Source organism: Dyella sp. (assembly GCF_035685885.1).
In the GTDB taxonomy this organism is placed as follows: Bacteria; Pseudomonadota; Gammaproteobacteria; order Xanthomonadales; family Rhodanobacteraceae; genus Dyella.
In genome coordinates, this window is record NZ_DASRZX010000062.1 from 1 (window position 1) to 19770 (window position 19770).

The 19770-nt window shown below is 64.8% G+C and carries 18 protein-coding genes; 14 read left to right on the plus strand and 4 right to left on the minus strand.

Annotated features, from left to right (window positions below):
- Positions 1-43 precede the first annotated feature (43 nt).
- Entirely contained in the window at positions 44-604 is a 561-nt protein-coding gene (locus VFG49_RS07875) for a TIGR00645 family protein (RefSeq protein ID WP_324859292.1), read from the plus strand.
- A gap of 79 nt (positions 605-683) precedes the next feature.
- Complete coding sequence (gene glpK, locus VFG49_RS07880; protein ID WP_324859180.1) at positions 684-2183, plus strand: glycerol kinase GlpK; 1500 nt, start codon at positions 684-686, stop codon at positions 2181-2183.
- An 88-nt stretch (positions 2184-2271) separates the two neighbouring features.
- On the opposite strand, the gene VFG49_RS07885 is transcribed toward glpK, so the two are convergent.
- Positions 2272-3207, minus strand: a complete 936-nt coding sequence (locus VFG49_RS07885) for a carbohydrate kinase family protein (protein WP_324859182.1) — start codon at positions 3205-3207, stop codon at positions 2272-2274.
- A gap of 261 nt (positions 3208-3468) precedes the next feature.
- On the opposite strand from VFG49_RS07885, the gene VFG49_RS07890 reads away from it, so the two are divergent.
- The 12 genes from VFG49_RS07890 to VFG49_RS07945 all read left to right on the plus strand — a co-directional run bounded on the left by VFG49_RS07890 (position 3469) and on the right by VFG49_RS07945 (position 16987).
- Positions 3469-4515, plus strand: coding sequence for a rod shape-determining protein (locus VFG49_RS07890; protein WP_266150025.1), 1047 nt, complete (start codon positions 3469-3471; stop codon positions 4513-4515).
- A gap of 26 nt (positions 4516-4541) precedes the next feature.
- A complete protein-coding gene (gene mreC, locus VFG49_RS07895) occupies positions 4542-5528 on the plus strand; it encodes a rod shape-determining protein MreC (protein WP_324859186.1) in 987 nt (328 codons plus the stop codon).
- Positions 5525-6013: a rod shape-determining protein MreD gene (gene mreD, locus VFG49_RS07900; protein WP_324859188.1), complete on the plus strand. Its 489-nt coding sequence runs from the start codon at positions 5525-5527 to the stop codon at positions 6011-6013. The genes mreC and mreD overlap by 4 nt, the downstream gene beginning before the upstream one ends.
- A 4-nt stretch (positions 6014-6017) precedes the next feature.
- The gene (gene mrdA, locus VFG49_RS07905; RefSeq protein ID WP_324859190.1) at positions 6018-8033 is read left to right on the plus strand and encodes a penicillin-binding protein 2; all 2016 of its coding nucleotides are present in this window, start codon (positions 6018-6020) and stop codon (positions 8031-8033) included.
- A complete protein-coding gene (gene rodA / locus VFG49_RS07910; RefSeq protein WP_324859191.1) occupies positions 8030-9148 on the plus strand; it encodes a rod shape-determining protein RodA in 1119 nt (372 codons plus the stop codon). Before mrdA ends, rodA begins: the two co-directional genes overlap by 4 nt.
- A 174-nt stretch (positions 9149-9322) precedes the next feature.
- Positions 9323-10336, plus strand: a complete 1014-nt coding sequence (gene mltB / locus VFG49_RS07915) for a lytic murein transglycosylase B (RefSeq protein ID WP_324859193.1) — start codon at positions 9323-9325, stop codon at positions 10334-10336.
- Positions 10333-11277 (plus strand): septal ring lytic transglycosylase RlpA family protein, encoded by a 945-nt coding sequence (locus VFG49_RS07920; protein ID WP_324859195.1) that lies wholly within the window; start codon positions 10333-10335, stop codon positions 11275-11277. The genes mltB and VFG49_RS07920 overlap by 4 nt, the downstream gene beginning before the upstream one ends.
- A gap of 56 nt (positions 11278-11333) precedes the next feature.
- The gene (locus tag VFG49_RS07925) at positions 11334-12566 is read left to right on the plus strand and encodes a D-alanyl-D-alanine carboxypeptidase family protein (protein ID WP_324859197.1); all 1233 of its coding nucleotides are present in this window, start codon (positions 11334-11336) and stop codon (positions 12564-12566) included.
- Between the two features lie 12 nt (positions 12567-12578).
- Positions 12579-12869 carry a YbeD family protein gene (locus VFG49_RS07930; protein WP_324859199.1) on the plus strand — a complete coding sequence of 97 codons (291 nt, stop codon included), beginning with the start codon at positions 12579-12581 and terminating at the stop codon, positions 12867-12869.
- Between the two features lie 179 nt (positions 12870-13048).
- Entirely contained in the window at positions 13049-13717 is a 669-nt protein-coding gene (gene lipB / locus VFG49_RS07935; RefSeq protein WP_324859201.1) for a lipoyl(octanoyl) transferase LipB, read from the plus strand.
- Between the two features lie 10 nt (positions 13718-13727).
- A complete protein-coding gene (gene lipA / locus VFG49_RS07940) occupies positions 13728-14723 on the plus strand; it encodes a lipoyl synthase (protein ID WP_324859204.1) in 996 nt (331 codons plus the stop codon).
- Positions 14724-14740: 17 nt separating this feature from the next.
- Positions 14741-16987 (plus strand): carboxy terminal-processing peptidase, encoded by a 2247-nt coding sequence (locus VFG49_RS07945; protein ID WP_324859206.1) that lies wholly within the window; start codon positions 14741-14743, stop codon positions 16985-16987.
- A gap of 140 nt (positions 16988-17127) precedes the next feature.
- On the opposite strand, the gene VFG49_RS07950 is transcribed toward VFG49_RS07945, so the two are convergent.
- From VFG49_RS07950 to VFG49_RS07960, 3 genes are all read right to left on the minus strand, one after another.
- Positions 17128-17463, minus strand: a complete 336-nt coding sequence (locus tag VFG49_RS07950; RefSeq protein ID WP_324859208.1) for a hypothetical protein — start codon at positions 17461-17463, stop codon at positions 17128-17130.
- A 75-nt stretch (positions 17464-17538) separates the two neighbouring features.
- The gene (gene ubiM, locus VFG49_RS07955; RefSeq protein ID WP_324859210.1) at positions 17539-18744 is read right to left on the minus strand and encodes a 5-demethoxyubiquinol-8 5-hydroxylase UbiM; all 1206 of its coding nucleotides are present in this window, start codon (positions 18742-18744) and stop codon (positions 17539-17541) included.
- A gap of 106 nt (positions 18745-18850) precedes the next feature.
- The gene (locus tag VFG49_RS07960) at positions 18851-19768 is read right to left on the minus strand and encodes an arginine deiminase-related protein (RefSeq protein WP_324859212.1); all 918 of its coding nucleotides are present in this window, start codon (positions 19766-19768) and stop codon (positions 18851-18853) included.
- Positions 19769-19770 lie beyond the last annotated feature (2 nt).

Here is a 19770-nt window from a genome sequence, read left to right on the forward strand (position 1 = left end):
TAATTTGCGATCATTCTCAGCCCCCTTCCTGGCTGTGATGTGCATGACGACTCCTTCCACGAGCCGCCTCGGTCTGCTCCCTTATCTGATTTTCTCTTCGCGATGGCTACAGTTGCCGTTGTATCTCGGACTGATCGTGGCGCAGGGCATCTACGTGGTGCAGTTTGTTCGTGAGCTGTGGCATCTGGTCGATGCCACCTTGTTCGGCCACCTTGGCGACGGCGTCAATGCCGAGAGTGCTGAGACCACGATCATGCTCACCGTGCTTGGACTGATCGATGTGGTGATGATCTCCAACCTGTTGGTAATGGTGATCGTGGGTGGCTACGAAACCTTCGTGTCCCGCCTGAAGCTGGAGGGCCATCCGGATCAACCGGAGTGGCTGTCCCACGTGAATGCCACGGTGCTGAAGGTGAAGTTGGCCATGGCCATCATTGGCATTTCCTCGATCCACTTGTTGGCCACCTTTATCAAGGCAGATTCGCTGAGCTCGCAGACGATCATGTGGCAACTGCTGTTGCACCTGGCGTTTGTGGTTTCGGCCCTGGCGCTGGCGTACATCGACCGGATCATGCAGCCGGGCGTGAAGGGCGAGGCGCACTGAGCTCGCAACGTTCCGGCAACGTTCCGGCGCGGCCGCTTGTTGCTACGCTTGTGACTCGCCGATCTCGGGAGCAGGCCGCGTGGAGAAGCGTTTCATTCTCGCCCTCGACCAGGGCACGACCAGTTCCCGTGCGATCCTGTTTGATCGCTCGGGCTCCGTCGTTGGCACATCACAGCGCGAGTTTGCGCAGATTTTTCCGCAGCCGGGCTGGGTTGAGCACAATCCACGCGAGATCCTCACCAGCGTCCTGGTGACGGTGACCGAGTTGCTCGCGAATGCGCAGGTCGAACTTGCGGACATCGCGGCTATCGGCATCACGAACCAACGCGAAACAACGGTGGTATGGGATCGAGCCACCGGCCAGCCTGTGTACAACGCCATCGTGTGGCAATCGCGGCAGAGCATGGATATCTGCGAACGAATGAAGCAGGAGGGCCTCGAATCCCTCGTGCGCGAACGTACCGGCCTCCTGATCGACGCCTACTTCTCGGCAACCAAGCTGCGCTGGATCCTCGATCATGTGGATGGCGCACAGCAACGCGCAGAACGCGGCGAATTCCTGTTCGGGACGATCGATAGCTGGCTGATCTGGAACCTGAGCGGCGGGGCGGCCCATGTAACCGACGTAAGCAATGCCGCGCGCACGCTGCTCTTCGACATTCATCGCCGCTGTTGGGACGAGGACCTGCTGCATGCGTTGAACATCCCGCGCGCGATGTTGCCCGACGTCCGCTCGAACAGTGAGATCTACACGACGACGGCGCCTTCCCAGTTCTTTGGCGCCAGCATTCCTGTCGCTGGAATGGCCGGTGACCAGCAGGCGGCGCTGTTCGGACAAGCTTGCTTCAAACCGGGCATGGCCAAGAACACGTATGGCACCGGCTGCTTCATGCTGATGCATACCGGTGGGCAAGCCGTGCCGTCAAAACACGGCCTGCTGTCCACCATTGCGTGGCAGCTGGGCGACCGTGTCGACTACGCGCTGGAAGGCAGCATCTTTGTCGCGGGATCGGTGATCCAATGGCTGCGAGATGGCTTGCGCATGCTGGGCAAGGCCAGCGACTCGCAGGCTTATGCGGAGCGCGTGGCATCCAGTGATGGTGTGTACATGGTGCCCGCATTCGTCGGGCTGGGTGCGCCATATTGGAAAAGCGACGTGCGTGGTGCGGTATTCGGGTTGAGCCGCGGCACCAGCAAGGAGCATTTCGTGCGCGCGGCGCTGGAGTCGTTGGCCTATCAATCGCGCGACGTGCTTACGGCGATGGAAGCGGATGCCGGCCTTGCATTGACCGAGTTGCGTGCCGATGGCGGCGCGATCGCCAACGATTTCATGGCGCAGTTCCAGAGCGACATGCTGGGCGTGCCCGTGCTGCGTCCGCGTGTGCAGGAAACCACGGCGCTGGGCGCGGCGTATCTTGCCGGGCTGGCCGTGGGCTTCTGGAAGGATTGCGAGGAGATCGCCGGTCTATGGCAGATGGATAGGCGTTTTACGCCGCAGATGCCTGCACTGGAGCGCGACCGGCTCTATCGCGGTTGGCAGGATGCGGTGAGCGCGACGATGGGATTTCGCGTGGGCTGATGCCGCTGCTTTCTTGATGTCATCCCGGCCTGTACCGGGATGACGGTGAGGGAGCATGGAGCGGAGCAGCGCGCCTGGCGCGCTGTCGTCAATCGAGCGCGTAGCCGAACTGTTCCTTGAACTCCGCGGCGAACTGCGCGTAGTCGAAGTGCTGGTTCTGCGTGCCCGGATGTTCCACCTTCAGTGCGCCCATCAGCGAGGCCATGCGGCCGACGGTGCCCCAGTCCTTGCCATTCATGATGCCGAAGATGAGGCCTGCGCGATAAGCGTCACCGCAGCCGGTGGGGTCAATCACCTGGCGCTCGCGCGCCGGCGGGATCTCGTGGATGGTGCCGTCGGTGTGGATCTGCGAACCGCGTGGGCCCAGCGTGACGATGTAGGCCTTCACGCGTGAGGCGATGTCCTGCGCGCTCCAGCCGGTGCGCTGCTGCAGCAGCTGCGACTCGTAGTCGTTGACGATGACGTAGGTGGCCTTTTCGATCATCGCGCGGAACTCGGCGCCATCGAACAGCGGCATCGCCTGGCCCGGGTCGAAGATGAAGGGCACGCCGCGCGCGGAGAACTCGTCCACGTGTTGCAGCATCGCATCGCGGCTGTCAGGCGCCACGATCGCGAAGCTGATCTCCGGGATATCGCGCACGTGGTTGGTGTGCGCACTCAGCATCGCGCCCGGATGGAAGGCGGTGATCTGGTTGTTGTCCAGGTCCGTGGTGATGAAGCACTGCGGGGTGAACTGGTCCTCGAACTCACGGACATAGTCCAGGCGGATACCGCACTTTTCCATGTGCGCGCGGTACGGCCCGAAATCCTGGCCGACCGTGGCGACCGGCACCGGATCTGCGCCCAGCAGCTTGAGGTTGTACGCAATGTTGCCGGCGCATCCGCCGAATTCGCGACGCATGCGCGGCACCAGGAAGGACACATTCAGGATGTGCACCTGGTCGGGCAGGATGTGGTTCTTGAACTGGTCCTGGAACACCATGATGGTGTCGTAGGCGAGCGATCCGCAGATGACGGCAGACATGGCGCGAGGTAGTTCCCTGGCAGTTGTAACGGAAGTGCCGGACGGTGCACGGACCGCCCTGGCTCAAAGTTCCAGATCATACCGGGAACCACTCCCGGCCGCGACTTCCATGCGGACGAAGAGGCGTGGTGCCGATGCCGAAAACGCGCATATCATCGCGTAAAGAAAGGCTTTCTTAACGAGATTGTCCTTGCGGTCCGAGGGCTTGCTGACTAGACTGGCCCGCTTACTTTTTAGCCACAGCCGGCCCACGGCGGACCCATGTTCAAGAAGTTTCGCGGCTTTTTCTCCAACGACATTTCCATCGATCTCGGCACCGCCAACACGCTGATTTATGTGCGTGGCCAGGGTATCGTCCTGAATGAACCGTCGGTGGTGGCGATCCGTCAGGACCGTGGCCCGGGTGGCCCGCGCGCCGTTGCGGCGGTGGGTAGCGACGCCAAGAAGATGCTGGGTCGTACGCCGGGCAACATTGCCACGGTGCGCCCGATGAAGGATGGCGTGATCGCCAACTTCTCGATGACCGAGGCGATGCTGCAGCACTTCATCAAGCAGGTGCACAAGTCGCGCATGCTGCGTCCGAGCCCGCGCGTGCTGGTGTGCGTGCCCTGCGGCTCCACCCAGGTGGAGCGTCGCGCCATCAAGGAATCGGCGGAAGGTGCCGGTGCCCGCGACGTGTTCCTGATCGAAGAGCCCATGGCCGCTGCGATCGGCGCCGGTATTCCGGTGCACGAGGCGCGTGGCTCGATGGTGCTGGATATCGGCGGCGGTACGTCCGAAGTGGCGGTGATCTCGCTCAACGGCATCGTCTACTCGCAGTCCGTGCGCGTGGGTGGCGACCGTTTCGATGAGGCCATCATCAACTACGTGCGCCGCAACCACGGCACGCTGATCGGCGAATCCACCGCCGAGCGCATCAAGATGGAAATCGGCTGCGCGTTCCCGCAGAGCGAGGTCAAGGAGATCCAGATCTCCGGTCGCAACCTCGCCGAAGGCGTGCCGCGCATGTTCACCATCAACTCCAACGAAGTCCTCGAGGCGCTGCACGAGCCGCTGTCGGGCATCGTGGCGGCCGTCAAGTCGGCGCTGGAGCAGACTCCGCCGGAACTGTGCTCCGACGTGGCTGAGCGCGGTATCGTGCTGACCGGTGGCGGCGCGCTGCTGCGTGATCTCGATCGCCTGATCTCCGAGGAAACCGGCCTGCACGTGCAGGTGGCCGACGAACCGCTCACCTGCGTGGCACGCGGTGGCGGCAAGGCGCTGGAGCTGATCGATCAGCACGGCAGCGATTTCTTCGCTCCCGAATAACCTATACGACAGGGGTCGGGTAGGTCATGGCGCTCGCGCGCGAGGAATCCTCGCCCCTGTTTGCCGGCACGGTTGCCGGAACGCTCAGGCTCATCTTTTATCTCGCGCTGGCCATGGTGCTGATGGTGCTCGACCATCGCAACGGCTGGATCTGGCGCTTGCGCTACACCACCTCGGTGCTGGTGGAGCCGGTCTATCGTCTGGCCAGCCTGCCGTCTGCCGGCATGCGCGCCGCCAGCGTGGCCTTCTCCGACCGCAAGCTCCTCACTGAACAGAACCAGCGCCTGCGCGAGGATCTGCTGCTGGCCAATGCCAAGCTCAACCGCATGGCGGCCGTTGCCGAGCAGAATCAGCGCCTGAAGGAACTGCTGGATACCCAGCACAGCCTCGAACTCAACGTGCAACTGGCCCGCGTGATCGACGTGGACCTAGGCACGGCCCGTCACCGCATGCTGGTGAACGTGGGCGCGCGCGATGGCGTGAAGAAAGGGCAGGTAGTGATCGACGCCCACGGCGTCATGGGTCAGGTGGTCGAGGTGATGCCGCGCACGTCGTTGGTGATGCTGGTGACAGACCCCGACCATGCCATTCCGGTGGTGATCGAGCGCACCGGCTTGCGCACGGTCGCCTATGGTTCGCGCGATGGCGGCTTTCTGAGCCTTCCCAATATTTCCATGGCATCCGACGTGCACCCCGGCGACAAACTGCTGACCTCGGGTCTCGGTGGCCGTTTTCCGCCGGGCTTCCCGGTAGGCGAAATCCGCAGTGTGGAGCCGGCAGCCTCCGGCATGTTCCTGGAAGGGCGCGCGCGCCCGGCCGCGGACCTGGACCGCAGCGAAGACGTCCTGTTGCTGCATGACCTGGCCGAGCCGGTGGGTCCGCCGGAGCCGGTGACACCTGCAGGCCCGCCATCGGATCTCGCGCCCGCACCGGCGCCCGCTTCCAGCGCGCCCGCGCCGGCCAGGAACACCAATGCAGCGGCAGCGGCCTCCGCCGGGACGGTGACGCCATGAACAAGCAACGCGTGGGTCTGTTGTGGTTCGTCGGGTCGCTGGTGTTCGCCCTGCTGATGATGCTGATCCCGCTGCCCGCACCCCTGCAGCCATTCAAGCCGTACTGGCCTGCGCTATTCCTGCTGTACTGGTCGCTGGAAGCGGGCGACCAGCGCGTGAACCTGGGTCTGGCGTTCTGTATCGGCCTGGGCGCGGATCTGCTGGATGGCGTGCTGCTGGGTGAGCAGGCGATGCGCCTGTGCGCCTTGGTGTTCATCGCATTGCGTTTCCGTTCGCGCCTGCGCTTCTTCCCGATGTGGCAGCAGACCTTGGCCGTGCTGGCGTTGCTGCTCAACGATCGCGTGCTGTTGCTGATCGTGCGCACGTTTGCGGGTGAGTCGTTGCCGCCGCCCACCTGGTGGATCTCGCCATTCATCGGCGCGGCGTTGTGGCCGTTCCTGTTCCTGCTCATGGACGACCTGCGCATGCGCCTGCGCCTTCAGTAGCGCCATGGCACTCAAGCGACGCTCGATCAAGGATTCCCGAGGCGAAAGCACGCTGTTCCGCGTGCGCGCCATGGTGGGCTTTGCTTTGATCCTGCTTGGGCTTGGCGTGCTGGTCGCCCGCTATCACTACCTGCAGGTGGGGCGCCACGACGAGTTTGCCCTGCGCTCGGAAAACAACCGGGTAAAGCCGCGGGCGATTCCCCCGGCGCGTGGCCTGATCTTTGACCGCAGCGGTGTGCTGCTGGCCGACAACGTGCCTGCCTTCCGCCTGGAAGTGGTGCCCGAGCAGGTGTCCGACATGAAGACGATGTTGTCGGACATCCGCGACGTGGTGCCGTTGGGCGATGACGACATCGATGCCTTCCGCAAGCAGCTCAAGCAGAACCGTCGCTTCGACAGCGTGCCGCTGAAGCTGCATCTGACCGAGGACGAGATTGCCCGCTTTGCGATCAATCGCTGGCGTTTCCCCGGGGTGGACGTGGTGCCGTATCTCACGCGGCGCTATCCGTACGGGCCGCTGTTCGCGCACGTGGTGGGCTACGTCAGCCGCATCGACGCCGATGACATGAAGCGGCTCGACCCTGATCGCTACAAGGGCACCAGCCATGTGGGGCGCAACGGGCTGGAGCGTTCCTATGAAGACATGCTGCACGGCGAACCGGGCTATGAACTGGTGGAAGTGAACGCCGATGGCCGCGTGCAGCGCGTGCTGGAAACCCATCCGCCGACACCGGGCAAGAACCTTTACCTCAGCATCGACGTGCGCGTACAGAAGGCGGCCAACGATGCGTTCGAGGGACGTCCGGGTTCGTCGGTGGCGATCGATCCGCGCAACGGCCAGGTGCTGGCCATGGTCAGCGTGCCGAGCTTCGATCCCAACCTGTTCGTCAACGGCATCAGCCATGCCGACTACACGACGTACACCACGGCGGAAGACAAGCCGCTGCTCAACCGCGCGCTCAAGAGCGCCTATCCGCCGGGCTCGACGGTGAAGCCGTTCCTCGCCCTCGGCGGCCTGGAGCTGGGCGTGCGCCGGCCGGAGGACACGGTGCTGTCGACCGGCGAATTCTGCATACCGGGGCAGCAGCGCTGCTATCGCGACGACACGCGCGGTGGCGACGGCACGGTGAACATGGTGCGTGCCATCGAGAAGTCCACCAACACCTACTTCTACCGGCTCGCGCTGGACATGGGCATCGACCGGTTTGCCAGCTGGATGGGCAGCCTGGGCTTCGGCAAGAAAACCGGCATCGACCTGCTGGGCGAAGCCGAGGGCATCCTGCCTTCGCGCGAATGGAAGGCCACGCGCAGCAAATATCCGTGGTTCCAGGGCGAGACGGTGATCGCCGGCATCGGCCAGGGTTATTGGAATGTCACCACGCTGCAGCTGGCCCACGCCACCGCCACCTTCGCCGGTCACGGCATGCCGTACGCACCGCGGCTGGTGATGGCGACGGCAGCGGTGAAGGAGCGGCCCACTCCCCTGGCCAATCCACCCTCAGGCCCCTCCGTGATCCGCAAGCCCAATGATTGGAATGTGGTGAACGAGGGCATGGAGGCGGTGGTCTACGGCCAGGGCGGTACCGCGCAGCAGGCCGGTGTGTTCAAGGGCTTCCCGCTGCGCGTCGCCGGCAAGAGCGGTACGGCGGAACGTTTCTCTCGCCGCAGCAACGAATACGACACCAACAAGAACCTGGCCTATCTGGCCACGCGCCATCGCGCATGGTTCATCGCCTATACGCCCACCGAGGCGCCGCGCATCGCGGTGGCGGCCATGCTCGAATCGGGCGCCTGGGGTGCGGCCGACGCAGGTCCCATCGTGCGCAAGATCATGGAAGCGTGGCTGGTCTCGACCGGTGGCGCGGTGCCTCCGGCGAAGACGCCCGAAAGCGGCACGCTGGCACCTGCGAGCGCTCCGGAGACTCCCGACGATACGCCGGTGGCCACGCCTGCCGACATGCCGGCGATGCCACCGGAAAGCGCCAGCACGGCACCGCCGGACGACGGAGGCACCCCATGATCGACGCCCTCCAGCTCAGGTTGCAGCGCGCCCTGCAACGCATGCTCAAGCGCCCGCGCATCGACCTGCCGCTGGCATTCGGCCTATTCGTGCTCGCCGTCGTGGGCTTGATGACGCTGTACAGCGCCAGCGGCGGCAACATGGCGATGATCACCGGGCAGGCGGTGCGCTTCATGATGGGCGGCGCGTTGTTGCTGCTGATCTCGCGCATCCCGCCCTCCGTGTTGCGCAGCTGGACGCCCTGGCTCTACGCCGGCAGCGTCACGCTTCTGCTGGTGGTGGCCGCGCTCGGTGAGGTGCGCAGCGGTTCCAAGCGCTGGCTGGACCTGGGCGTGCTGTCGTTCCAGCCGTCGGAGCTGCTCAAGCTCACCATGCCGATGATGGTGGCCTGGTACCTGCATCCGCGGCAGTTGCCGCCGAGCTGGAAGGACATCGCCGTCGTCGGCATCCTGATCGCCATTCCCGCCGGCCTCATCGCCGAGCAGCCGGATCTCGGCACGGCGCTGCTGGTGAGCGCCGCCGGCGCGTTTGCGCTGTTCCTGTCGGGCATGCGCTGGTGGAAGATCGGCAGCCTGCTGGCCATCGTGGGCGCGATGGTGCCGGTGGCCTGGCATTTCCTGCACGAATACCAGCGCAATCGCGTGCGCACGCTGCTGGATCCGGAATCCGATCCGCTGGGCAATGGCTGGCACATCATCCAGTCGCAGATCGCGGTGGGTTCCGGCGGCACCTTCGGCAAGGGCTGGCAACACGGCACGCAGTCGCGGCTGGACTTCCTGCCCGAGCACACCACCGACTTCATCTTCGCGGTGTTTTCCGAAGAGTTCGGCCTCATCGGCGTGATCGGCGTGATGCTGCTCTACGCCTTCATCATCGGCCGCTGCCTGTGGATCGCCATGGAAGCGCGCGACACCTATTCACGCCTGCTGGCCGGCGCGATCGGCATGAGCTTCTTCGTGTACGTGTTCGTCAACGGCGGCATGGTGGCCGGCATGTTGCCGGTGGTGGGCGTGCCGATGCCGCTGATCAGCTATGGCGGCACGTCGGCGGTGTCGCTGCTGACGGGCTTCGGCGTGCTGATGTCGATCTTTGCCAATCGCAAGGTGCATGACTGAGAACGCATGCGGACGCGCGCCGCCTGAGGCGCGCGCGTCCATGCAAGCCTGAGGTTGTCTGGAGGGTCGCGCGCACTGTGCGATCACCTGGCCTGGCGATTCGCAAAACCCCGTTTTCCCCCGGGGTTGCGTGATAGGCTTTGCATCGAAGCCGTTCCGACAGTGAAGTCATTCATGCCACTGATTGCCGCGTCGCTACCGACTCGTTGCCTCGCCGCCGCACTGGGCCTTTTCTTCGCCGCGGCATGCATGCCAGCCCTCGCACAAATCCATCCGGGACAGAGCCAACTGGTCAGCGAAGTGGCCAAGGACACCGGCAAGAGTCCGGCGGCGCTCAATGCCCTGCTCGATGGCGCGACCAAGCAGCAGAGCATCCTCGATGCGATCAGCCGCCCGGCCGAAGCCAAGCCGTGGAAGGACTACCGGCCGATCTTCATCACGCCCCAGCGCATCAATGACGGCATCGCGTTCTATCGCGAGCATCGCGCGCTGCTGGAGAGCACCGGCCGCCAGTACGGCGTGGCGCCCGAGTACATCGTGGCGATCATCGGCGTGGAAACCTCCTACGGTCGCAACACCGGCAAGTACAAGGTGCTGGATGCGCTGGTGACGCTGGGCCTGTACTACCCGCCGCGCGCCACCTTCTTCCGCGACCAGCTCAAGACCCTGCTGGAGCTGCCCGACAATCACCTGGCCGGTCCGGTGGACACGCTCACCGGTTCGTACGCCGGCGCGCAGGGCTGGGGGCAGTTCATGCCTTCGAGCATCCGCGATTTCGGCGTGGACGCCGATGGCGATGGCCGCATCGACCTGAAGAACTCGCTGCCGGACATCTTCGCCAGCGTCGCGAACTATTTTGCCAGGCACGGCTGGCAGCAGGGCGGCCTGGTGGCGGCGCGTGCGCAGCCCGACGGCGCGGCCAAGCCCATCTCGGTGAAGGACTCCAAGCCGCAGTGGCCGCTGGAGCAGCTTGAGGCGTGGGGTTATGCGCCGCTGCAGGCGATCAATCCGGGCCAGCCCACCAGCTTGCAGTCGCTGGAAGGCGGCGATGGCATGGAATACTGGTTCACCTTTCAGAATTTCTACGTGATCACCACGTACAACCGCAGTCCGCTGTATGCGCTGGCGGTTCACCAGCTGGCACAGGCTATTGCCGAGGGGGCAGGTGTGACCCAAGCCGCGCGATGAGGTGGCAGCTCGCGCTGCCTGTTTTGATGATGGCGCTGCTGGCTGGATGCGGTGGCGGAAAAACCCGACCTTCCCCGACCCACGCCGGATCGCCCTCGTCGCGCGGTGGGAGTGCGTCGTCGCCGGGCGGTAGCGGCAGTGCCCGCGGCGGTATCTACGACGACACCAGCCGCCCGCAGAGCAGTCGCTATCGCGACAACTCGGACAGCGTGCCGGATGCGTTGCCGCCGGAGGCCATCGACAAGATTCCCGAGCCGGTGCCCAAGGTGGAACCGCGTGCGCTGTACGGCAACAAGTCGCCGTATTCGGTGCTGGGCCAGTCTTACAACGTGCTGTCGAACCCCAGCGGTTATGTCGAGCGCGGCATCGCCTCGTTCTATGGCAACAAATTCCACGGGTACAAGACTTCTAGTCTCGAAGACTATGACATGTACCAGTTCACCGCTGCGCACAAGACCTTGCCGTTGCCCAGCTACGCGCGCGTGACCAACCTGGAGAATGGCAAGAGCGTGATCGTGCGCATCAACGATCGCGGCCCGTTCCACGAGAACCGCCTGATCGACCTGTCCTATGCCGCCGCCGTGAAGATCGGCGTGTGGCCCAAGGGCACCGGTCTGGTCGAGGTGCGTGCCATCGATCCGGGCCAGCCGCTCACGGCGCAGACCCTGCCGCCGCCACCGCCGCCGCCCAAACCGGCCAGCCCGGGGCCCGGGATTTTCCTCCAAGTGGGCGCATTCTCCGATGCGGGTAATGCCGAGCGTGTAGCGCAGCAGTTGCGGGCGGCCAATTTTGCGCCAGTACAGGTGGTGGATGCCCAAATCAACGGCCGCAATATCCGGCGCGTGCGCGTGGGACCGCTCGCCAGCGTCGACCAGGCCGACGATGTCACCTCGCGCATCGAGAATATGGGGCTGCCCAGGCCGCAGGTCGCGGTAGACTGACGTATTGAATTCGCGGCGTCGCGGCGCCGCCATCTAGCATTGGATTGAACCGAACGATGAACCTGATCCGCCGTACCCTGTCTTCACTCGCCGTCGCCGCCCTGGTTGTCGGTACCGCCATCGCCCAGCAGACCCCGCCCAAGCCCGTGCCGGTTCCGCGCCCGGCGGTGCCCGAGGCGCCGGTGCCGCCGCCGCCGGACGTGGACGGCAAGAGCTGGGTGCTGATGGATTACGCCACCGGCCAGGTGCTGGCGTCCAAAGAGCCGGATATGCGCGTCGAGCCGGCTTCGATCACCAAGGTGATGACCGACTATGTGGTGTCCGCCGAGATCGCCAACGGCAAGATCCACATGGCCGACCCGGTCAACATCAGCGAGAACGCATGGCGCAGCGGCGGTGCGGGCACCGACGGTTCCACCAGCTTCCTCAAGCTCAACAGCCAGGTGCCGCTGAAGGACCTGCTGTACGGCATGATCATCCAGTCCGGCAACGACGCTGCCATCGCGCTGGCCGAGCATACCGCCGGTTCGGAAACGGCGTTCGCCAACCTGATGAATGCCTATGCCAAGCAGCTGGGCATGACCAACTCCAATTTCCAGAACGCGTCCGGCTATCCGATCGCCAACCACTACTCCACGGCGCGCGACATCGCGCTGCTTTCGCGCGCACTGATCCATGATTTCCCCGAGGACTATGCGATCTCGGCGGTCAAGGACTTCGAGTGGAACGGCATCAAGCAGCACAACCGCAACCTGCTGTTGTGGCGCGACAACACCGTGGACGGCATCAAGACCGGCCATACCGCGGCCGCCGGCTTCTGCCTGGCCGCTTCGGCCAAGCAGGGCGATTCGCGCATGATCGCCATCGTGATGGGCGCCTCCAACGAGAAGGCACGCGCCGATGCCGCGCTGGCGCTGATGAACTACGGTTTCCGCTTCTACGAGACGCACAAGCTGTATGACGGCAACAAGCCGCTGGCCACGCCGAAACTGTGGAAGGGCCAGTCCAACCAGCTGCCGCTGGGCGTGGCCGACAACGTGCTGGTGACGGTCAAGCGCGGTGACTACGACAAGCTCAAGGCGACCATGGATGTCCCGGCCACGCTGATCGCGCCGTTCACCAAGGGACAGCAGGTGGGTACGCTGCGGGTCACGCTGGACGGCCAGCCGGTGCAGAACGTGCCCCTGGTGGCGCTGGCGGATGCGCCGCAGGCCGGGTTCTTCGGTCGCCTGTGGGACAGCATCATGCTGTGGTTCCACAGCGACAAGAAGCCCGACGAGAAGAAGTGAGGAGGTGCCGGCATGCGCGATATCGACTCCATCGAGGCCCAGCAGGAAGGCCAGGGCTTCCAGTTTCCAGGCGAATTTGAAATCACCGCCATGGGCAACGCCAGCGCGGACCTGAAATCCCGCGTGCCGCAGATCCTGGAAGGGATAGGCCTGCATGTGCTGCATGAGACGGTGAAGCATCGCAACTCCCGCGAAGGCAACTTCATCTCGGTGACCGTGAGCTTCCGCTGCGACACGCGCGAGCAGTACGACCTGGCGCATTCGACGCTGCGGGCCGACCCGGATATCCGGTACACGCTGTAAGGCCGAGGATGGGAATGGGATAGTGGGGCGCAAAACGAAGGCGCTCCCGCGGCCACCGATGGCGCCGCAGCCGGTTCTGGCGCCGCGACCACCCACGACCAACCCCGAGCTTCCGGCACTTGGCTTCCCCTCCAAGTGCCCGCACCTTCCCCAGACGTACCCCGTCCCCAGGCATCGCCATGTCCCTCCCGCTCAAAGTTCGTCGTCTCGGTCGCCAGCCCTACGCGGCGACCTGGGAGGCGATGAGCCAGTTCACCAACAACCGCGGCCCCGATACGCCCGATGAGTTGTGGCTGCTGGAGCACGACCCCGTGTTCACCCAGGGGCAGGCCGGCAAGGCCGAGCACGTGCTCGCGCCCGGCGATATTCCGGTGGTCCAGGTGGATCGCGGCGGCCAGGTGACCTACCACGGCCCGGGCCAGATCGTCGGCTATCCGTTGATCGACCTGCGTCGCGCCGGTGTCAGCGTGCGCGAGCTGGTGAACAAGATCGAGCAGTCCATCATCGATACGCTGGCGCACTGGAATATCGGCGCCGAACGTCTGGAGGGTGCTCCGGGCGTCTACGTTGCCGGGGCCAAGGTGGCGGCGCTGGGTCTGCGCGTGCGCCGCGGCTGCAGTTTCCACGGCCTTGCCTTCAACGTGAACATGGACCTGGAGCCCTATCACCGCATCAATCCCTGCGGCTACAAGGGTTTGGCGGTCACGCAGGTGCTAGACTTGGGTGGCCCATCGCGCCTGTCGGATGTCGAAGATGCGCTGGTCGACGAGTTCTGTCGCCAGTTCGGTTTCGCCGCCGAATCGGCCGCCCCCATCCTCCCTGAACTACCCGCTCGCGTAGCGGTCTGAGTCTGCCTACATGAGCGACATGTCCACCACCAAGGTCATCCCGATCAGTGTTGTCGGGACGCCCGAGAAGCAAATCGGCAACGACAAGATCGCGCTGAACCGCGCGGGCTTCGACACGGCCGTGCCGACGTTGCGCAAGCCGAGCTGGATCCGCGTGCGCCTGCCGCAGGGCAATGCCGTGGCGCAGCTGAAATCGCGCCTGCGCGAGAACTCGCTGGTGACGGTGTGCGAGGAAGCCTCGTGCCCGAACATCCATGAGTGCTTCAGCAAGGGCACTGCTACGTTCATGATCCTCGGCGAGGTGTGCACGCGCCGCTGCTCGTTCTGCGACGTGGCCCATGGCCGCCCAGCCGCTCCCGATCCGCTGGAACCGGCGCGTCTGGCTGAGACCATCCGCGACATGCGCCTGAAGTACGTGGTGATCACCTCGGTGGATCGCGACGATCTGCGCGACGGCGGCGCCGAGCACTTCGCCGCGTGCATCCGTGCCACGCGCCACGCGTCGCCGAACATCAAGATCGAGATCCTCACGCCCGACTTCCGCGGCAAGGGCCGCATGGAGCGCGCGCTGGAAGTGCTCAAGGACTTCCCGCCGGACGTGTTCAACCACAACCTTGAAACCGTGCCGCACCTCTATCGCGAAGTGCGCCCGGGCGCGGACTACCAGTGGTCGCTGGACCTGCTCAAGCGCTTCAAGGCGCAGCATCCGGACGTGCCGACCAAGTCCGGCATCATGCTGGGCCTGGGCGAGACGATGGAGCAGGTGCTGGAAACCATGCACGACCTGCGCGCGCACGACGTGGAAATGATCACCATCGGCCAGTACCTGCAGCCGACGCCGCATCATCATCCGGTGGTCCGTTACTGGACGCCGGAAGAATTCGAAACGCTGCGCGTGGCCGGTGAGGAGATGGGTTTCCATCACGTCGCCTCCGGTCCGCTGGTGCGTTCGTCCTATCACGCCGACCTGCAGGCACATGCCGCAGGTGTCACTGAGCACGCCTGAGAACTCCCAGAGAGCCTATGAAACTGCGCCCCACGCTAGCCCTGCTGCTTGCTCTTGCCGTCACCGGTGCCGGCGCCTACGCGCAGTCCGCCGCCGATCTCGCCGGCGACAACGCACCGCGCAAGTACTCCACGCTGCCACTCAAGCCCACGGTGAACCAGTCGCAGGCGGCGCAGCTTTCCGCGCGCTTCCTCACGCGCTTCCACTACGACGCGCAGCCGCTCGACGATGCGATGTCGCAGAAGATCTACAAGGCTTATCTCGACAGCCTCGACGGCGAAAAGGTCTTCTTCACACAGGCCGACCTTGCCAAGTTCGCGCCGCTGAAGACGCAGATGGACGATGCGATCTGGAACCAGGACCTTTCCGGCCCGTTCTCGATGTTCAACCTGTACATCACGCGCGCGATCGATCGCATGAACTATGCGCGCAGCCTGTTGAAGCAGGGTTTCGACTTCAACACCAGCGAAAGCTACAACTACGATCGCAAGAAGGCCGAATGGCCCAAGGACCAGGCGGAGCTCGACACGCTGTGGCGCGAGCGCACCATGAACGACTGGCTGCGCCTGAAGCTCGCCGGCAAGACCGATGACGACATCCGCAAGACGCTGGACAAGCGCTACGCCGGCTACGTCGACCGCGTGAAGCAGCTCGATGGCGAGGACGCGTTCCAGTCCTTCATGAATGCCTATGCCGAGTCTACCGACCCGCATACCGATTACCTCGGCCCCCGCGCCGCGGAAAATTTCGACATCTCGATGAAGCTGTCGCTGGAAGGCATCGGCGCGGTGCTGCAGGCGCGCGACGAATACACCGCCATCCGCGAAGTCGTGCCGGCCGGTCCGGCGGCGAAGTCGGGCAAGGTGCACGTGGGTGACCGCATCGTGGCGATCGGCGAGGGCGAGAACGGCCCCATGGTCGACGTCATCGGCTGGCGCCTGGACGATGTGGTCAAGCACATTCGTGGCAAGAAGAACACGACCGTACGCCTGGAAATCCTCCCGTCCGACGCAGGCGTGGACGGCAAGCACGAGCTGATCACCCTGGTGCGCCAGAAGGTGAGCATCGAAGAGCAGGCCGCCAAGAAGAAGGTCATCGAGATCAAGGACGCCAGCGTCACCCGCAAGATCGGCGTGATCGACCTGCCGAGCTTCTATTCCGATTTCGGCGCGCGCCGCGAAGGCGACAAGGACTTCAAGAGCGCCACCCGCGACGTCGCCAAGCTGCTCGGCGAGTTGAAGGCTGCCGGCGTCGAAGGCGTCGTGATCGACTTGCGCAACAACGGTGGTGGTTCGCTGGCCGAAGCCAATGAACTCACCGGCCTGTTCATCGACCAGGGTCCGGTGGTGCAGGTGCGCGATGCGCGCGGCGAAGTGCAGGTGCAGGGCGACGACCAGCCGGGCATGTCCTGGAGCGGCCCGCTGGCCGTGCTGGTGAACCGCGGTTCGGCGTCGGCGTCGGAAATCTTCGCAGCGGCCATCCAGGACTACGGCCGCGGCCTGATCATTGGCCAGCCCACGTTCGGCAAGGGCACCGTGCAGAACCTGGTCGACCTCGACCGCTTCACCCGCAACACCAGCGAGAAGCCGCAGTACGGCGAGTTGAAGATGACCATCCAGGAATTCTTCCGCATCAACGGCGGCTCCACCCAGTTGAAGGGCGTGACGCCGGACATCCAGTATCCGAAGAATGGCGACGAGAAGGATTTCGGCGAGTCGACCTACGACAACGCGCTGCCGTGGACGCAGATCCAGCCGGCCGACTACAAGCCGGTGGCGGACCTGAAGGCGTATCTCGGCCAGCTGCAAGCCAAGCACGACACCCGCGCTGCCTCATCGCCGTCGTGGAAGCTGATGCTCGACGAGCTGGCGCAGTACCGCAAGATGCGTGACAAGACCACCATCTCGCTGAATTTTGCCCAGCGCCAGACCGAGCGCAAGGAACAGGACGCCCTTCAGGCCGATTTCCGTGCCCGCCACAAGGCCATCGATGGCGACGTCAACGGTGACGACGACGTCGCGACGGACGATGGCCTCAACGCCAACGAACGGAGCCTCAAGTCCGAGCTGAAGCAGGAGAAGGACGCCAAGAAGGCGGCCGATCCGCAACTCGACGAAACGGCGCACATCCTGTTCGACGCCGTGGGTCTCATCAAGGCCGATTCGAAGTTGGCATCGGAAGTGCTGCCTTATGGCGGTCGCTATTCGAGCGCCACGGCAGCAGCGGCCGCACCGGAAAAGACCCCGCCGGCTGGCGTGCACTGAACTGGCGCTCTCCGCGGGTCCGTCCATGGGCGGACCCCGATGGAGGCGAGGGCCAGCGGGGCATGACACCGTTGCCGGCCTTGTTGTGCTGATAAAAAAACCCGCCTTTCGGCGGGTTTTTCATGGGCGAATACCTGGGATCAATCGTCGTCGTTGTCGCGGAACAGGTGTCGCAACAGGAAGAAGGCACCGAGTGTGCCGGCGACGATCGCAGTAGTAGCTACCGGGTGCCGCGATACCTGGCGGCGCAGGCGACGGTACTGGTAGTTGGCCTCGTCGGCGAAATCCTCGGCGGCATGGCCGATGCGACGTGCATAGGTGTTGCGATTGCGGCCGAAGCGGCGACGCGCATCGCGCCCGCGCTCCACCAGTTCGTCCGCACGGTCCGCAGCTTCGCCCGCGTAATGCCGCAGGCGGTCACCGACCCGTTCGCGGACGCCGTTGACGGTGTTCTCGATGTCATAGGAACGGCCCATGGCGTCCTCCTTGCAGTGTGTTGAGCCAAGGTGCCAGCGCTGGCGTGAGTGACGCGTAAACATCGCATGGCCTGTTCATGCAGAAATCATGGGCTTGGCGCGGCCTGCGGGACCGTCCGCCGACAGCATGCGAGCCAGTGCCCGCTGGAAGGGTGGCGTGGCCTGGCTGGCGCGCAGCAGGGCCCGCCTGGCCAGTCGCGCCGGCAGGCGGTCGTCGGTGTACAGCTTCGCGATGGCCAGCGTGGCGAGATACAGCGGGCGCGTGGCCAGACGGTGGTTGCGCTGATAGCGCTCCAATACGCGAATTGAGGCGAAGTCTTCGCCGGCGGCGTGCGCCTTGCGGATTTCCGCCGCCAGCGATTCCACACTGAGCAGGCCGAGGTTGAAGCCGTGCGCGGTCACCGGATGCATGCCGACGGCGGCGTCGCCAATGAGCGCGATGTTCGGCGCCACGAAGCGGCGCGCATAGGTTGCCACCAATGGATAGGTATGGCGCGTGCTGGTCAGGCGCATCTGCCCGAAGCGGCCGTCGAAGCGGCGATGCATGTCCTTGTTGAAGGCGGCATCGTCCAATGCCATGACGGCCTTCATGGCGTGGCCGGGCAGCGTCAGCACTACCGAGGCTTCGCCGTTGTGCAGCGGGAGAAGGGCGAGCGTCTGGCCGTGATCGAACCATTCGAGCGCTTCGCCGTCGTGCGACCGTTCCAATGCCATGCGGCACACCAGCATGGACTTGCCGAAGTCGTGCATGTCCGCGGGAATGCCGACCTCACGTCGCAGCGAAGAGAAGCGGCTGTCGGCGGCAACGGCCAGTCGCGCAGTGAGGCTGTCGCCGCTGGAAAGGTGCAGGCGAGGCAGGCCTTCGGAAAGCGAGACCGCGTGAACGGCGGTGTGAGGGACCAGCGTGACGCGCGGTTCGTGTTCCACGCATGCGTAGGCGGCACGACGGATGCGGTCGTTGGGCACCAGGAAGGCGAGCTCCGCATCGTCGTCGCCTGCGGGTGCCACGCTGAGCCCGTGCAAGGACGAACCATTGAGCACGCGGGCGCGGCGCAGTGGCGAAATATCCGGAGGCCCAAGGCGTTCCCACACGCCCAGTTCGCGCAGGATGCGCACGGAGCGCCGGGTGAGGGCGATTTCGCGTCCGTCGAAGGCGGGTTCGCGCAGCGACCCCAGTGGCTGTTGTTCGACGACGACCACACTCAGGCCGGTGGGAGCGAGCGCTCGCGCCAGGCACAATCCTGCCGGACCCGCTCCGACGATGACGACATCGACCTGCATGTGACCGCTCCCGCCGCATTCGGCTCTGAAAGGATCACGGCATGCTAGCGATGGGTGCCGGTGGTGCCTTGACAGGTGTCATTGCGGCGCGGCGGAAGCCGCACCGTCAGTAGATCTCGGCCACGCAGCAGCGCAGGCTGCCACCGGCTTTTTCGATCTCATCCAGCGCCGCGCATCGCAACTGGAAACCCCAGTGATCCAGGGCTTCTCGCTGCGTAGTCGTAAGCGAGTCCGCGGCGCGCTCGCTCAGCCACACGCAACGATCGGACAGGGTGATGGCGTTGCCGGCAAACGACGCCTTCTGCGCCGCACTCAGAGTGATGGCGCGACCGCCATAGGCACGAGCGATCGCCTCGGGTACGGCCGGATCGACAAAGCCCTCGGGCGCGAGCATCGCCGCGCGTCCAGCCAGCAGGGCCAGGACCACGTTGGTGTGATATTCGCCAGGTGCGAGATCGAAGCAGAACGTAAGGCGCAGGCCAAAGGCCTCGTGCATGGCGCGCGCACCCGCTTCGTCGCAGCGTTCGCTCAATCCGCAGAAACCGACGCCGCGTGCGCGATCGATGACCAGCGAGCCGGTGAGTTCGGCGACCAGGTCGCTGCGCGCAGAGAGGTCGATTTCGCGGTAACCGAGCACATCGCGAAAGAACGCGCGGATGTCGGTGCGCTCAGCCTCGCGCTGGCGAACCGGATGGCGCATGCGTCCGATGATGAATCGACCGGGCGCCGTCGCAAACACGTTGTTGGGAAACACGGCATCGGGCGTGTGCGCGTCGCCGGGAAACGTGATGATCGGAACATCCTCGCGCAAGGCCTGTGCAAGTGCCGCGTGCTGGGCTAGTGCATGCGAGGGTTCCACCGATTGCGACAAGTCCATGTAGCGGTTGTCGCGCGCGGACTCGGTGGCCAGTGCAAAGTCCGCGGGCGTGACCAGGAAGGCGCCACGTGCCGTTGCGGCGGCACCTTCGATGGGCGCGAGTTGCGCAAAGGCTTGGAGGAAGGCAGCGGGAGAACGAGTGATCATGG